Source organism: Microbacterium sp. GXS0129, assembly GCF_044769785.1.
Lineage (GTDB): Bacteria > Actinomycetota > Actinomycetes > Actinomycetales > Microbacteriaceae > Microbacterium > Microbacterium nymphoidis.
Window position 1 is genome coordinate 466,884 of record NZ_JBIZVZ010000003.1, and the last position, 14,863, is coordinate 481,746.

The following is a 14,863-nucleotide window of genomic DNA, read 5'->3' on the forward strand; positions in this document are numbered from 1 at the left end:
CCCCGTCGGGTCAGTGACCTGGTGCCCGATCCGTGACGAGCAGGGCGTCGGCCTTCGCGCTGAAGAAGCGCGTCGCCCACATCATGACGGCAGCCACGAAGGCGAACACACCCAGCGAGACCACACCCCAGGCACCGCTCTCGGTCGGCACCGCGTCGTTGATGCCGGTGCGCATGATGGGCGCCACGAAGCCGCCCAGATTGCCGAGCGAGTTGATCAGGCCGATGCCGGCGGCTGCGGCCGCCCCCGTGAGGAACGAGGTCGGGAACGACCACGTGATGGGCCCGGTCGACAGGAATGCCGCGACAGCGACCGTGATGGCTGCGATGCCCAGCAGCCCCTGACCGTTGGCCCCGGCCCAGGCGGACACGAGGATCGCGAGACCGGTGATGAGGAAGAACAGCGCACCCCAGGTGCGGCGCCGCTTGACGGTCGTGGCGTGCTTTCCCACGTAGTAGCAGGCGAACAGGCCCACTGCCCACGGGATGGCGGAAACGAGACCCACCTGCCAGCCGACGGACTGCCCGATGAGGCTGGACACCTGCTGTGGCAGGTAGAACGTCGTGCCGTACACCGCGATCTGCAGGCAGAAGTAGATCGCCGTGAAGTACCACACCTTCCAGCTGATGAGCGCGGCGCCGATCCCGCGCGGACCGTCGGACTCCTTCACCGAGTCCTCGTGATCCATGACCTCCTTCATCGCGGCCTTCTCATCGTCATTGAGGAACTTCGCCTTCTGGGGCGAGTCGACGAGGAAGAAGAACGACGCGATTCCGGCGGCGACCGCCATCATGCCCTCGACGAAGAACATCACCTGCCATCCGGCCCAGGGCGTGACCTGGTCACCGAAGCTGATGAGTCCGCCCGACAGCGGTGCGCCCAGCATCTGTGAGAACGGCTGAGCGAGGTAGAACAGCGCGAACATCTGGACGCGGCGCTTGTTCGGGAACCACTGGGCCAGGAACATGATGACGCCGGGGAACAGTCCCGCTTCCGTCACGCCCAGGAGGAAGCGCAGGATGATGAACATCGTCTCGCCGTTCACAAAGGCGAACGCCGCAGCGACGATACCCCACGTGATGGCGATGCGAGCCAGCCAGAAGCGGGCACCGAACTTGTCCAGCAGCAGATTCGAGGGGATCTCGAACAGCGCGTAGCCGATGAAGAAGATGCCGGCACCCAGCGCATAGGCGCCCGCGGTGATGTTGCGGTCGACCTCGAGGGCGGCCTCGGCGAAGCCCACATTCGTGCGATCGAGGAACGCGACGAAGTAGAGGATGATCAGCATCGGCATGAGGCGGAAGGTCGCCTTGCGGATACCGCTGGTCAGATGCGGGCTGGACAAAAGGTCCTGCGCCACGGTGACATTGGCCCGCGTGGCGGGACCGAACTCCGAATGGGACACGAACTCTCCTTTGAGTGGTTATCGAATGGGGGTCAGCCGCCCAGGGACGGGACGATCAGCACGAGGCCGATGACCACGCAGATCACCCCGACCGCGAGGAAGGCGATACGGCTCTTGGACCAGGATCCGGACATGTGCGCGAACCTCAGTGCATGTAGAGGCCACCGTCGACGTTCAGGGTCTGGCCCGTCACGAATCCGGCGTCCTCGCTGATGAGGTAGGCGACAGCGGCGGCGATGTCGGTGGGAGTGCCGATACGCGGCAGGACACCGTCGGCGGCCATGGCGGCCTTGCGCTCGTCCGTGAGGGTACCGCCCATGATGTCGGTGTCGATGGGGCCGGGCGAGATCACGTTGGCCGTCACGCCGAGCGGTCCGAGCTCTCGGGCGATGGAGCGCATGAGGCCGATGACGCCCGCCTTCGATGCCGAGTACGGGGTCTTGGAGAACGTTCCGCCACCACGCTGGGCGGAGACGGAGGAGATGCCGACGAGGCGGCCCACCCCGTTCTCCGCAAGCGTGCGCGCCACGCGCTGGGTCACCCAGTGCACGCCTTCAAGGTTGATGGACTGCACGCGGTGCCACTCCTCCGGGGTGACCTCCAGGTACGGGATCGGGGACGAGACGCCCGCGAAGTTGACGAGTGCGACGGTCTGGGGCAGCTCGGCCTCCAGCGCGTCGACGGCCGCGACCGCCTGCTCGCGATCGGCGACGTTCGCGCCGACGCCCGCGGCACGGACGCCGTGGGCTTCGGCGACCTCGGCGGCGGTGCGTGCGGCGGCGTCACCGTCGACGTCGATGATGCCGACGTTCCACCCGCGCTCGGCGAGGTAGAACGCGGTGGCGCGGCCGATGCCGCGGGGGCTGGCGGCGCCCGTCAGGATGACGGTGCGCTCGGTGGGAAATGCAGTGGCCATGTCGTTCTCCTTAGTTCTGGGCGGAGTGGATCGGGGCGGGGCCGAGTTCGTCGACGAGCTTCTTCATCGCGACGTAGGCCTTGTTGCGGTACGCCACGAGCTCCGGGGTGCGGTCGGCCGGGACGTCGAGGAAGCCTGCGCCCGACTTGGTGCCGAGCTTTCCGGCGGACACCAGGGCATCGAGGATCGGCGGGGTGGCGAAGCGCTCGGGGAACTCGGTCTGCAACGAGGCGTAGCAGAACGCGTACACGTCCAGCCCGGCCATGTCGGCGATGGCGAACGGGCCGAAGAACGGCAACCGGAAACCGAAGGTGGTGCGGACGATCGTGTCGATGTCCTCCGGCGTGGCCACGCCCTCCTCCACCAGCTGCGTGGCCTCGTGGAACAGCGCGTACTGCAGGCGGTTGAGGACGAAACCGGTGGCGTCCTTCACCCGGGCGGTCTCCTTGCCGGTCGCGGCGACGATCGCCTCCACCGTCGGGAGGACGGCCTCGTCGGTTCCCGCGTGCGGGATGAGCTCGACGCCGGGGATGAAGGGCGCCGGGTTGGAGAAGTGCACGCCCAGGAAGCGCTCCGGGTTGCTGACCGCTTCGGACAGGCGGCCAATGAGGATCGTGGAGGTGTTGCTGCCGATGATGGCGTCCGGGGATGCGGCCGCCGAGATCCGTCGCAGCGTCGCGTGCTTGATCTCGATCTTCTCGGGCACGGCCTCCTCGATGAAGGTGGCCCCGGCGACGGCGTCTTCGATGGTGGCGGCCGTGAGGCGCTCGGCGATCACGGCAGCGGCGTCGGCGGGGAAGAGCCCGTCGGCCGCGAACTGCTCCGCCTCGGCGATGAGGCGATCGCGGTTCTTCTGCGCGATGTCGATGTCGACGTCGGCGATGCGCACGTCGGCGCCCGAGAGCGCGAGCGACTGCGCGATGCCGCCGCCCATGTAGCCGCTGCCGATCACTGCATAGACGGGACGCTGTTCGGTCATGTCGTTCTCCTTGTCGATCAACGGGTCAGGCCTCTGCCACGTCGGGCAGCAGGGTTCGCAGGTAGTCGCGGTTGGTGGCGCACACGCCGAGGCTGTCTCCGCCGTACTGCTCCATGAGGAACGGGCCGCGGAAGCCGATCTCGACGGCGCGGGCCACCATCGCGCGGTAGTTGATGAGACCGAGCTCCATGCTCGTGGGCACCGCCGTCTGCCAGCTGCCGTCCCCCGCCTCGTCACGGATGTAGTTCTTCACGTGCCAGTAGTTGGCGTACGGGAGGGTCTTCTCGTGCATCTCACGCCAGTCCTCGATCGGACGGTGCAGACGCACGAGGTTTCCGATGTCGGGGTTGAGGCCCACGTTGTCGAGGCCGATCTCCTCGATCAGGCGCACGGCGCTGTCCGCGGTGCCGAGGTACGTGTCCTCGTACATCTCCAGCGCCATCGGCAGACCGACAGATGCCGCGTGCTCACCGAGCTCCCGCAGGCGCCGGACGGCCAGGGCGCGCGTCTCTGCGTCGTCGGGGTCGACCGGTCCCGGCGCCGTCCAGAACCACAGCGCCTTGCGCTGCGCCTCGCTGAACGGCTGGTGCAGACCGGTGGAGAACACGCTCATGCCGAGTTCGGCGGCGGCATCGATCGCCCGGTGGGCATAGGCGAGGTTCTGCTCGCCCTTGCCCGGCTCGATCACACTCTGACGCTGCACGTGCACCGAGATCAGCTCGACGCCGTGCGCGGTGGCGATCTGCTTCAGCTCCGCTCGGCGTGCCGGGTCCAGCTCGGAGGGCCGGATGTGGCTGTCGGCGATCTCGACGGCGGTGAAACCGAGGCGCTCGATCTGCCCGAAGACGCCGTCCCAGGTCTCGGCGGTCGCATCGTGCAGGCGAGTGCCGTCCGCGGCGACGGGAGCGAATCCGTGCATGCAGACGGCGATCGGCCAGTTCTGACTGGTGAGGGGGTGCGACGTTGCGGTCATGACGACTCCGTTGACGTGATGGCGAACCGGTCTCGGCTCTTCGTAGATCCTATAGGAAATAGGTGATGCGTCAACCCCTCACCTCGGAGACGAGAAATGCGCACGGCCTCGAACGAGACCGTGCGCATGTCGATGGTGGGATCAGACCTGCTCGAGATCGAGGGAACGGGCCCGCACCTGCTCGATGTGGTGCTGCATGAGACGTTCGGGCGCATCCGGGTCCTCCCCCGCGAAGGCGTCGGCGATCGCCTCGTGCTCGGCGATCGCCTCGCGCACGTCGGTGACCCCGTGCAGCACGGACTGCCGCATGCGGTGCAACTGCGCACCGAGTGACTCGGACATGTCGCTGAGGTAGCGGTTGCCGCAGTGATCGAACACCACGCGATGAAAGGCCGCATCGGCGGCGAAGTAGGCGGTGGTGAGCTCCACGTCGGTGTCTCCCGCGCGCAGCGACGTGATCACGCGCTCACCGATACGGCGATGCGCTTCCTCCGCCGCCCGCAGCTCCGCGAGCATCGCCGGGCTCGCCGGGGTCGCGAGGCGAGCGGCACGGGACTCCAGCATGATTCGCGCGTCGAACAGCTCACGCAGCTGTTCGACGCCCAGCGGCGGTGCGACCCGATAGCCCTTCAGCGCCTCGCGGGTCACCAGTCCGGTGCGCTCCAGCTGCACCATCGCCTCACGCACGGGCGTGGGTGAGACATCCAGCTGACGCGCGATGGTGTCGATCGACAGGCGCGCACCCGGGGCCGCCTCGCCGCTCAGCAACAGACGCAGGATGCGGTCGTACACGTGATCGCGCAGCCCTCGACGCTCGATCGTCGAGTCCAGTCCGCGCAGACCGCCATCGCCTGCTGACACCATCCGTACCTCCCAGAGCCGGGCGCGATCACGCCGTCAGCGCGCCCACTTCATCGAGGATGTCACGAACTGCGCCCGCTTCGTGCGCGAATCGGCCGAGGAAGAGCCCGTCGACGCTGTCCGCGATCCTCGTGAGCAGCCCGGGTCCGGCACTGCCCCCGTAGATGACCGCGCCGCGGCGCTCCCCCTCGCGCAGGTGGGCGCGCAGCCGTGTGCACACCCTGCGGATGTGATCGTCTGACGCGGGCGCGGGCGCACCGATCGCCCAGAGCGGCTCATAGGCGATGACGATCTCCCCGTGTGCGCCTGCGTCATCGGCAGCGGCGAGCGCACTGCGGATCTGGGCGATGCAGACATCGGCGGCGGCTTCGGCATCCACCCGTTCGGACTCACCCACGCACACGATGGGCACCAGACCGTTCCGCAGCGCGGCGTGGGTCTTGGCTGCGACGACCGCGTCGGTGTCTCCGAACATCCGGCGCCGCTCCGCGTGTCCCACCTCCACGAACCGGCACCCGAGCTCTGCCAGCACCGCGGCCGACACCTCACCCGTGAACGCGCCGGAGTCCTCGGTGGCGACGTCTTGCGCTCCCACCAGAAGATCACCCGCACGTTCGAGGGCAGCCGGAATGGAGGGGTACTGCGGAATCACGAAGGCCGTCACGGCGTCTGCTGCCGGATGACCCGCGACGATGGTGGCGACATCCGACACCCACTCCAGCGTGCGCGCGTGGGAGAAGTACATCTTCAGACTCGCCCCGATGAGCATCGCGGATCAGCGGCCTTCGTAGGCGCAGATCTCCCGCACCTTGTCCGCGGACGCGCTCTGCGGGTCGAAGGTGTAGGTCAGCCACTCGGCGGCCAGCCGTCGCGCCAGCTCGATGCCGATAACGCGCTGGCCCATGCACAGGACCTGAGCATCGTTGGAGAGCACGGATCGCTCGACGGAGAACGAATCGTGGGCGGTGACAGCCCGGATCCCGGCGACTTTGTTCGCCGCGATGGCGACGCCGAGGCCGGTGCCGCAGATCAGGATCGCGCGATCCGCGTCCCCGGCCGCGACCCGCTCGGCCGCCGTCGTCGCGATCGTCGGGTAGTTGGTGTGGCCGTCGGCGTCCACGCCCACGTCCACCACCTCCGACACCAGTGGGTTGTTCAGCAGGTCGGCCTTGATGCGTTCCTTGTAGTCGAAGCCGGCGTCATCGCAGCCGATCACGAGTCGAAGTGCCATGTCAGTTCTCTCCCTTGAGGATGTCGAGGACGGTGTGGGTGATGAGCGCGAAGGAAACTGCGCCGGGGTCAGGAGTGCCGAGGCTCTTGTCGCCGTGCGAGCGGGCGCGGCCGAGGCGTGCGGTCAGATGGGCGGTCGCCTGCGCCGCTTCCTGTGCAGTGCGAGTGGCCTCCTCCCACGCCGGGACGAGGTCCGCGCCGGCGGAGAGCTGCTGGGCGAGGGCATCCGCGAACGGAACGATGGCGTCGATCATCGTCTTGTCGCCGACCGTGGCCTTGCCGAAGGACATGACTGCGTCCTTCATGCGTCCGACACCGGCCCCGACCTCGGACGCCCCGACCGGGGCTTCGTCGCCCAGCGACGCGCCGAGCGCAACGAGCATCTCCCCCCAGATCGCGCCGGAGGTCCCGCCTCCCTTGTCCGCCCAGGCATCGCCTGCGTGCTGCAGCAGCGTGCGCGCCCCGGCGCCGCCGGCCAGCGCTTCTGCGGCGGCCGCCGCTGCGGCGCGGCTGCCGCGCTGCATGCCGATGCCGTGGTCCCCGTCGCCGGCGACCCGGTCGATCCGGCCGAGCTCCTCCGCTTCCGCATCCAGCATGGCGGCCATGGCTTCGAGGGCGGTGGCGATGGTCACGGCAGCGGCGCGCGATGCGTCCGATGCCGACGGGATGACGAACTCCTCGGTGAGTTCCTCGATCTCGTCCACCACGACGCGATCGGCCACGGCGCCGCGACGGAAGGCCGGAGTGTCGCAGGCGGCGAGCCACAGGCGCTCGAGCTCGTCGTCGAGCCAGAGCAGCGTGAGCGAGGCGCCCGCCATGTCGAAGCTGGTGCAGAACTCACCCACCTCCGGCGAGACGACGGTGACCCCGGCCTGGGCAAGAAGGCGGTCGATCGCCGCGTAGACGACATACAGCTCCTCGTACTTCACGCTGCCGAGCCCGTTGAGGATCGGAACCACGCGTGCGGTGGCGAGATCGACGCCGTCGGGCACCTCCGCCAGCAGGGAGGAGACGAACAGCTCCGCCAGACCGTCGGCCGTGGGGATGTCGACCTCGTCGATGCCCGGCTCGCCGTGGATGCCGAGCCCCACGGCCATCCGCCCCTCAGGAACGGTGAACAGCGGCTCGTCGGCGCCCGGAAGGGTGCATCCGCCGAACGCGACACCCAGGGACCGGGTCCGCTCATTGGCGAGGGCGGCGACGCGCTCCACACCGTCGAGGTCCTGTCCCTCCTCCGCAGCAGCGCCGGCCACCTTGAACACCACCAGATCCCCGGCGATGCCGCGGCGCTTGCCCCGTTCCGTGATCGGTGCGCTGGAGATGTCATCCGTGACGGTGACCGTGCGACAGTCGATGCCGGCGGCCCGCAGCCGTTCCTGCGCCTGCGTGAAGTGCAGCACATCGCCCGCGTAGTTCCCGTAGCTGAGGAGCACGCCGCGTCCCTCGTGCGCAGCGGTGGCCACCGAATGCACCTGGTGCGCCGAGGGGGAGGCGAAGAGGTTGCCCATCACGGCGCCGTGCGCGAGCCCGGGACCGACCAGTCCGGCGAACGCCGGGTAGTGCCCGCTGCCGCCGCCGATGACGACGGACACCGTGGGCTCGGCACCCCGCGTGGAGCGAACCACTCCCCCGGTGACGGGACGAACCCAGCGGCGGGATGCCGCCACGAACCCGGCAGCCGAATCGGCCGCGAAGTCATCCGGATCATTGAACAGGCGCGTCATTGCGATCTCCTCCACGTGAGAGCGGGCGGTGCCCCGCACCTCAGCATCCTATAGGAAATTGGATAGAGGAAGCTAGTGAGTCCGCGGATCGCGGCGGCGGCGGCCCAGGAGCGTGCCCAACAGAGCACGATGTCGGCAAACGAGGACGTTGTCGTCAAAAGAGGACGATGTCGCCAAACGAGGACCACTCCGGCCGAATCATCCTCTTTTGGCAACAATGTCCTTCGTTGGTGACAACGCTCGCGACGCGCCACCGCACGAGGCCCGGCACGTTCAACCCCCGGACCGAACCACCGACAGCCCCGCTCACCAAACATGCACATGGGGCGCAGACACGTCCCCAACAGAGGACCATGTCGCCAAACGAGGACGATGCCGCCAAACGAGGACCACTCCCGCCGAAACATCCTCTTTTGGCGACACTGTCCTTCGTTGGTGACAGCCTTACGAGCCCGCACGGCTATCGCATGCTCATCAACCGCCACACGGCAGACGTGTACCCGCCACACCAGTACCGCCACCACCACACTGGTGCCGCCCGCAAAAGAAACCCGCGCCACCAGCCCCAGAAACAGCAAAACCCCGCTCGCGCGGGGTTTTGCTGGGCCTGGACTCAGCTCAGGCCGGAGTAAGCGTGCAGTCCCTTGAAGAAGACGTTGACGATGGTGAAGTTGAACAGCACCGCAGCGAAGCCCACGATCGACAGCCAGGCGGAGCGGGCGCCACGCCAGCCGCGGGTGGCGCGCGCGTGGATGTAGCCGGCGTACAGCACCCAGATCACGAAGGTCCAGACCTCCTTGGTGTCAAAGCCCCAGTACCGCCCCCAGGCGTCATTGGCCCAGATGGAACCGGCGATCAGGGTGAAGGTCCACAGGATGAAGCCGACGATCGTGAAGCGGTAGGCGAGACCCTCCAGACGCGTGGCGTCAGGGATCGTGTCCAGGAAGGATCGCTTGACCGGGGCCGCGGCGGACGCGGCGATCTTCGCCGCACGACGCGACTGCATCAGCTGAAGGATCGACAGGCCGCAGGCGAGAGCGAAGAACGCGCAGGCGAGGGTCGCCACGAACACGTGGATCACGAGCCACACGGACTTCAGCGGGTCGGCGAGCGGGACCACCTTCACATAGAAGCTGAGCGTCGCACCGGCGAGGAACAGCACCACGATGAGCGAGATGAACGAGCCGAGGTAGCGCAAGTCGTAGAAGAACAGCACGACCAGGTACACGAGCGACACCAGGAACGTGCCGGTCATGGCGAACTCGTAGAGGTTCGACCACGGCACGTGACCGATGGCCAGACCACGCAGGATGATGCCCGCGAAGTGGAACAGCAGGCCGAGCCACATCACACTCGTGGCGATGCGCGCGTAAAGGTTCCGCTTGCCCCCTGCAGGACCGGAGGCCGCGGGGATGCTGGCGCCGCCACCGGTGACCGGATTGGTCCCGTCCGCCCCCACCAGGACCTTCTCCCGTACGGTCACGGCCGCATCGACACGGTCCGCAGCCTGCTGGGCGCGGCGCGCGATGTCGAAGGCGTAGATGAGGAGGGCGAGCGCGTAGAGCGCGATCGCTGTCCAGATCGACAGAAGGGAGAACTGCTCGAAATCGGACGCGGACATGGGCTCAGTCTACTTTCTGACCGGAATCGGACGGCTGGGGGGATTCGGCGAGCGCCGCCTGATGCTTGTCCGCGATCGCTTCTACGGACGCGGCGAGCTGGGGGTCCTCACCACGAGCCAGGCCCGCGTACTCCAGGGTGACGCGCTCCCCCTTCGGGGTCGCCTTCACCCAGACGCGCCGGCGCGGGATGAACAGCGCAAGCAGCAGGCCGAGCAGCGCCAGCACGGCGAAGATGAGCACGAAGATCGATGTCGGGTCGTGGTGCATCTGCAAGGAGACGTATCGGGGGACGGAGTGCTCGTACTGGGTGCTGTGATCCGCGGCGGGCGAGAGCTGCGCCTTCGGATCCAGATTGTCGAAGGTGACGGTGCCCCAGCCGTTCGGCAGATCGACGGTCTCACCCGGCTTCATGATCAGCGGCGGGAAGTCCGCCTTGGGGCCGGCGATGTTGCGCATGCTGGACACGTCCAGCGTGTAGACGTTCACCGGGGTGCCGTCGTTGATCCCGAGGTCGCCGGCGTACACGTTCAGCGAGAGCGTCGGCATGATCAGATCCGGATACACCGAGGTGAGGGCACCGGTGTCGAGGGTTCCCACCGTGGGATAGAAGAAGCCCTGCAGCCCCACCTGCTCGGGCAGGCCGTCGGTGATCTTCACCACGCCGCCGGAGAGCATCGTGCTGTTCTCCTGCGGGACGAACGGAACCGCCTGGCTGAAGATCTCCTCGCCGTCCGCGTTTCGCACCGTGATGTGGGGCGCGTAGCCGTTTCCGAGGAGGTACACCCGGTCTCCCCACAGGCTGAGCGGGTGGTTGACGCGCACCGTCTGCTTCTCCTTGTGACCGTCGCCGGGTGCGGTGATGGTGAGGTTGGCAGCGAAGTCGCCGGCCTGTCCCGGAGAGTTGCTGTCGGGAAGCTGGTAGGTCACATCGAACGAGTCGAGTGTCATCCCGTACGGGACGAGGGCCTCATCGCTGACGAAGCGGCCCTTGTTCATCGAGGAGTAGTCCACGAGCTGGTTGACGAAGGTGGTGCCCTCGACGATGACCGTCTGGCCGGTGTAGGAGAACCCGCCACCCATGCCGACGGAGATCAGCACGCCCACGAGCGATACGTGGAAGAGCAGGTTGCCGGTCTCACGCCAGTAGCCGCGCTCCGCGGAGACCGAGAATGCACCGCGTCCGTCGTAGCGCTCGACCCGGTAGCCCGCCGCACGCAGCTGGCTGGAGGCCACCTCCACGGCGTGCTCGGCCTCCGCGGCCGCATCGCCCGGCACCTCGAAGACGTCCTCGCGATGATCGGCAAGGCGCGACAGACGCGCCGGCGTGCGAGGCGGGCGCGAGCGCAGCGCCTTCGCGTGGTGCTTGATCCGCGGGATGATGCAGCCGACGAGCGAGACGAACAACAGCAGGTAGATCGCCGAGAACCACACCGAGGTGTACACGTCGAAGAGCTGGAACCAGTCCGCCACCGGGAACATGTCGGGGTTGTTCGTCTTCCACGCCACGACGCCGTTGGGGTCGGCGCTGCGCTGCGGGAAGATCGAGCCGGGGACGGCTGCGATGGCGAGGATCAGCAGCAGCACCAGCGCGGTGCGCATGCTCGTGAGCAGCCGCCAGGCCCAGCGGAACCAGCCGATGAGACCCAGCGCCGGAGCGTTGACGTCTTCGCGATCGGCGCCGGATGCGCTGTCGATGTAATCCGAAGGGCGAAGCGGGTCGGTGGCGTCGGCCGCGGAGGCCTTCGCGATCCGCGGCTTGCCGCCCGGGCGAGGGTCAGAGGGGGAGGATGACACTGGACATCACTGATCCAAGACGGGTCATGAGCATCGTCCAGACGCCCAGGACCATGAGAAGGCCGACGATGATGAGGAGCACGCCGCCGATGATGTTGACGACGCGGATGTGCTTGCGGATGAACGCCACGGACTTCGAGGCCCACCCCAGACCCAGCGCCAGCAGGATGAACGGGATCCCGAGGCCCAGGGAGTAGGCGATACCGAGGATCGCCGCGCGACCCGGGTCACCGAGTCCCCACGCCACTGACATGATCGTGGCCAGCGTCGGCCCCATGCAGGGTGTCCAGCCGACGCCGAGGGCGATACCCAGCAGCGGCGCTCCGATGAGACCGGTCTTTCCCGAGACATCCATCTTGACCGTGCGCTGCAGGAACGACACCTGACCGATGAAGACGAGGCCCATCAGGATCACGACCACACCGAGGATGCGGGTGATGAGGTCCTGATACTGCATGAAGACGCCACCGAAGAAGCCGCCGAGCACGATCACCACGACGAACACCGCGGTGAAGCCCAGGACGAACAGCAGCACGCCGAAGAGCAGGCGCCCGCGGGAGACAGCACCGCCCTGCTCGCCCGAGCCGCGCGTCACGGTGCCGCCGAGGAAGCCCAGGTAGCCCGGAACCAGCGGCAGCACGCATGGCGACAGGAACGAGATGAGACCGGCGAGCAAGGCCACCGGCAGCGCCGCCCACAGCGCGCCGCTCGCGACCAGGCCGTTCACGAGACCTCCGCGGCCGACGGTGAGCCGGTCACGATTCTTCGGAGAGCTCGGTGACGAAGGTGTTCAGCACGGAGGGGCCGTCGATTGCACCGATGATGCGGGCGGCGACGCGTCCCTCCTTGTCGAGCACGACCGTGTTCGGAGACGCCTGCAGCGGAACCGTCTGGGCGAAGGCGATCTTAGCCGCTCCGTCGCCCGCGTCGATGATGCTGGGGTACGTGACCCCGTAGGTCTTCATGAAGGACTTCGCGGTGTCGGCCTGATCGGCGGTGTTGATGCCGATGAAGCTAACGCCGTTGTCCTTGTGGTCCTGATAGACCTTCTCCAGGTCGGGCGCCTCGACGCGGCAGGGACCGCACGCGGCGTACCAGAAGTTGATCACCACGACGTTTCCGCGAAGATCGGCGCCTGAGACCTCGTCGCCGTCTTGCGTGACGCCTGCGAAATCGACCGGCTTGCCGCGCTCAGCTTCGGGAACCTCGACCCAGCGCCCGTCGCCACCGATGTACCCGGCGTTCTGCCCGTCACGGAACGCCTGAGTAGCGGCGTCGGTGGACGTGCAGGCCGACAGCGAGAAGGTGAGTGCCACGGCCGCGAGTGCGGCGGCGGCGGTGGCGAGCATGCGGCGCCTGGTCATACTGCTCCTACATCGACAGCGGATCCGGTGGATGCCGGCTCGGCATAGCCGACCTCGGTCCACACTCCGTCACGCCGCTCGAACGACGTGACGGAGGAGAGCGCGCAGCGGCGCGTGCTCGGGTTGTGAGCGAGCTTCTCGCCCGCGACGGAGAGGTGGGTGATCCAGATCGGCGCCTGATGCGACACGATGACGGCGTCCGCGTCGTCGGTCTCGTCCCAGAGATCGTCCATGGCGGCGCGCATGCGGGCAGCGATGGAGGCGAACGGCTCTCCCCAGCTGGGCACCGACGGCCGCATCAGGTAGCGCCAGTTGAGGGGGTTGAGCACAGCGAGCCGCATCCGCTTGCCTTCGAAGGCGTTGGTCGGCTCGATGACGCGGTCATCCACCACGGGTGCGAGGCCGAAGCGCGCGGTGAAGGGCTGCGCCGACTCCTTCGTCCGCTGCAGCGGGGAACACACCAGCGCGCCCACCGGGCGGTCGAGGCCGGCCACGTAGTCCGCCGCCTGGCCTGCCATGGCGCGACCTGCCTGGCTCAGCCGATAGCCCGGAAGGCGACCGTAGAGCACGCGCTCGGGGTTGAAAACCTCCCCGTGGCGCACCAGATGGAGACGGGTTGCGGGCACCCTTCAATCTTACTGAGGGCCACCTGGCGACCGGCTGGACGGATGCTGTGCGAGAGGAGCGTCAGCCGCGGCTGCGCACCGACGAGGCTGGATTCAGGCCGCGGGCTCACCGGCCGCACCGCCGGCTCCCCTTCCCGATTCCTTCGGGCCTCTCGGGACCGTTTCGTCCCGCGGGCCCCGTTCAGGCCCAGACGCGGGCGGCCAAGGCACCCGTGTCAATGCTGATCTGGTTCGCATTGGCGAGACGCCCGGTGAGCTCGCGAAGAACGGTGCTCATCGCGGCCTGCGCCGCGCTCCATCGCGCGTGAGCGACTCGGTACGCCTCCCGTGCTTCTCCGTTCCACTGCGACTGCAACAGCGCTGCGGTCGCATCGAGCTGCTCAAGCTCCCGAGCGATCTGCGTGGCTGCAACAGACATCTCGACAACGAGCCCGGCTACGCTCTCATGCTTAACAGAAATCTGCATCTCATCCCCCGACCCCGAGATCGAACTCACGCAACTGATACGGCTGTGCAACAGTGTCGGTGAGGTAGAAGGTCAAGAAGACCACGGCCGCCTCCTCAGCAGTGAACACTTCGTTCGACGAGACGGTGACCTGCGCACGGTCATTGATCCAGATCGTGGTGGGCGGCCCTTTCACCGGCTCCTGTCGTCCCACCGTGAAGAGACGGGCCGTGCCGTCCGAGGTCATCACCCGCGCCTCTACGGTCATCGCTTGCGCGGAGCCGCCCGCCTGAATGAAGGTCTCGCCCATCCGCGTCGGGCTCCGCTCCCCCGCAGGGACACGCCAGATCGAATAGGTGGTTGCTCCCTCTCCATCGAGAGTGCGTAGAGAATTGAGGATGTGATGAGAAACCGTGCCCCCGATGGGATTTAGCTCCCCCGCTAACTCAGCGATCGGTCCCGAGGCGTACCCAACTCGTTCGCCGTATGCGACTGCACACATCTCACTCTTCCTCAATCTCTTCAAGCTATCGTTCCGCGAATCACGCGAACCGCGGTGACGCGAATCTCTTCGCCATTCAGCATGCCGACCGCAGGGTTGTTCAGTAGACCTTCGTCGAATTCACGTTGCACATAGCCTTCTCTAAAATACTTGTCATATTCGCTACCAAACTTGACCTCAACGCCCGTATAGGTGCCGTCTGGATTGCGTATGAGGCCGTCGTAGTAGCGCCCATTCTGAGGTGCGCCAGGATAATCGATACGCACCTTGTCACGTATCACCGTGACATTGAACCTCTCTTCGAGCTTATCCAGGCCGTTCTTCTCCGCCTGCTCATAGTCGCGAGGGGCGCGTCCGGGTCTCGGGATGTGAAATTGCCTTTGTAGTCCCGTCCGTCGCCGCGGTCCATGCCCGGTCGGCGG

Annotated in this window: 16 protein-coding genes; all 16 read right to left on the reverse strand. The window is 67.2% G+C overall.

What is annotated here, in order from left to right:
* Positions 1-10 precede the first annotated feature (10 nt).
* Positions 11-1,405, reverse strand: a complete 1,395-nt coding sequence (locus ACIQJ5_RS12395; protein WP_402844336.1) for an MFS transporter — start codon at positions 1,403-1,405, stop codon at positions 11-13.
* A 145-nt stretch (positions 1,406-1,550) separates the two neighbouring features.
* Positions 1,551-2,321 (reverse strand): SDR family NAD(P)-dependent oxidoreductase, encoded by a 771-nt coding sequence (locus tag ACIQJ5_RS12400; protein WP_231091649.1) that lies wholly within the window; start codon positions 2,319-2,321, stop codon positions 1,551-1,553.
* 10 nt (positions 2,322-2,331) lie between these two features.
* A complete protein-coding gene (locus tag ACIQJ5_RS12405) occupies positions 2,332-3,300 on the reverse strand; it encodes a 3-hydroxyacyl-CoA dehydrogenase family protein (protein ID WP_402844340.1) in 969 nt (322 codons plus the stop codon).
* A 25-nt stretch (positions 3,301-3,325) separates the two neighbouring features.
* Positions 3,326-4,273 (reverse strand): sugar phosphate isomerase/epimerase, encoded by a 948-nt coding sequence (locus tag ACIQJ5_RS12410; RefSeq protein WP_231091646.1) that lies wholly within the window; start codon positions 4,271-4,273, stop codon positions 3,326-3,328.
* Positions 4,274-4,414: 141 nt separating this feature from the next.
* Entirely contained in the window at positions 4,415-5,137 is a 723-nt protein-coding gene (locus ACIQJ5_RS12415; protein WP_231091645.1) for a GntR family transcriptional regulator, read from the reverse strand.
* A gap of 25 nt (positions 5,138-5,162) precedes the next feature.
* Positions 5,163-5,903 (reverse strand): triose-phosphate isomerase family protein, encoded by a 741-nt coding sequence (locus ACIQJ5_RS12420; RefSeq protein ID WP_231091644.1) that lies wholly within the window; start codon positions 5,901-5,903, stop codon positions 5,163-5,165.
* A 6-nt stretch (positions 5,904-5,909) separates the two neighbouring features.
* A complete protein-coding gene (locus ACIQJ5_RS12425; RefSeq protein ID WP_231091643.1) occupies positions 5,910-6,365 on the reverse strand; it encodes a ribose-5-phosphate isomerase in 456 nt (151 codons plus the stop codon).
* A gap of 1 nt (position 6,366) precedes the next feature.
* Positions 6,367-8,088, reverse strand: a complete 1,722-nt coding sequence (locus tag ACIQJ5_RS12430) for a dihydroxyacetone kinase family protein (RefSeq protein ID WP_402844346.1) — start codon at positions 8,086-8,088, stop codon at positions 6,367-6,369.
* Positions 8,089-8,701: 613 nt separating this feature from the next.
* Positions 8,702-9,709, reverse strand: coding sequence for a c-type cytochrome biogenesis protein CcsB (gene ccsB, locus ACIQJ5_RS12435; protein WP_231091641.1), 1,008 nt, complete (start codon positions 9,707-9,709; stop codon positions 8,702-8,704).
* Between the two features lie 4 nt (positions 9,710-9,713).
* The gene (locus tag ACIQJ5_RS12440; protein WP_372459799.1) at positions 9,714-11,504 is read right to left on the reverse strand and encodes a cytochrome c biogenesis protein ResB; all 1,791 of its coding nucleotides are present in this window, start codon (positions 11,502-11,504) and stop codon (positions 9,714-9,716) included.
* A complete protein-coding gene (locus ACIQJ5_RS12445; protein ID WP_402844350.1) occupies positions 11,485-12,231 on the reverse strand; it encodes a cytochrome c biogenesis CcdA family protein in 747 nt (248 codons plus the stop codon). The genes ACIQJ5_RS12440 and ACIQJ5_RS12445 overlap by 20 nt, the downstream gene beginning before the upstream one ends.
* 28 nt (positions 12,232-12,259) lie before the next feature.
* A complete protein-coding gene (locus ACIQJ5_RS12450) occupies positions 12,260-12,868 on the reverse strand; it encodes a TlpA disulfide reductase family protein (protein ID WP_231091638.1) in 609 nt (202 codons plus the stop codon).
* Positions 12,865-13,494, reverse strand: a complete 630-nt coding sequence (locus tag ACIQJ5_RS12455) for a histidine phosphatase family protein (RefSeq protein ID WP_231091636.1) — start codon at positions 13,492-13,494, stop codon at positions 12,865-12,867. The genes ACIQJ5_RS12450 and ACIQJ5_RS12455 overlap by 4 nt, the downstream gene beginning before the upstream one ends.
* Before the next feature lie 181 nt (positions 13,495-13,675).
* Positions 13,676-13,960 (reverse strand): WXG100 family type VII secretion target, encoded by a 285-nt coding sequence (locus ACIQJ5_RS12460; RefSeq protein ID WP_269143072.1) that lies wholly within the window; start codon positions 13,958-13,960, stop codon positions 13,676-13,678.
* Position 13,961: 1 nt separating this feature from the next.
* Positions 13,962-14,186, reverse strand: a complete 225-nt coding sequence (locus tag ACIQJ5_RS12465) for a hypothetical protein (RefSeq protein WP_402844360.1) — start codon at positions 14,184-14,186, stop codon at positions 13,962-13,964.
* Between the two features lie 275 nt (positions 14,187-14,461).
* Positions 14,462-14,863 (reverse strand): hypothetical protein (locus tag ACIQJ5_RS12470; protein WP_402844363.1); only part of this gene is annotated, 402 nt, incomplete at its 5' end.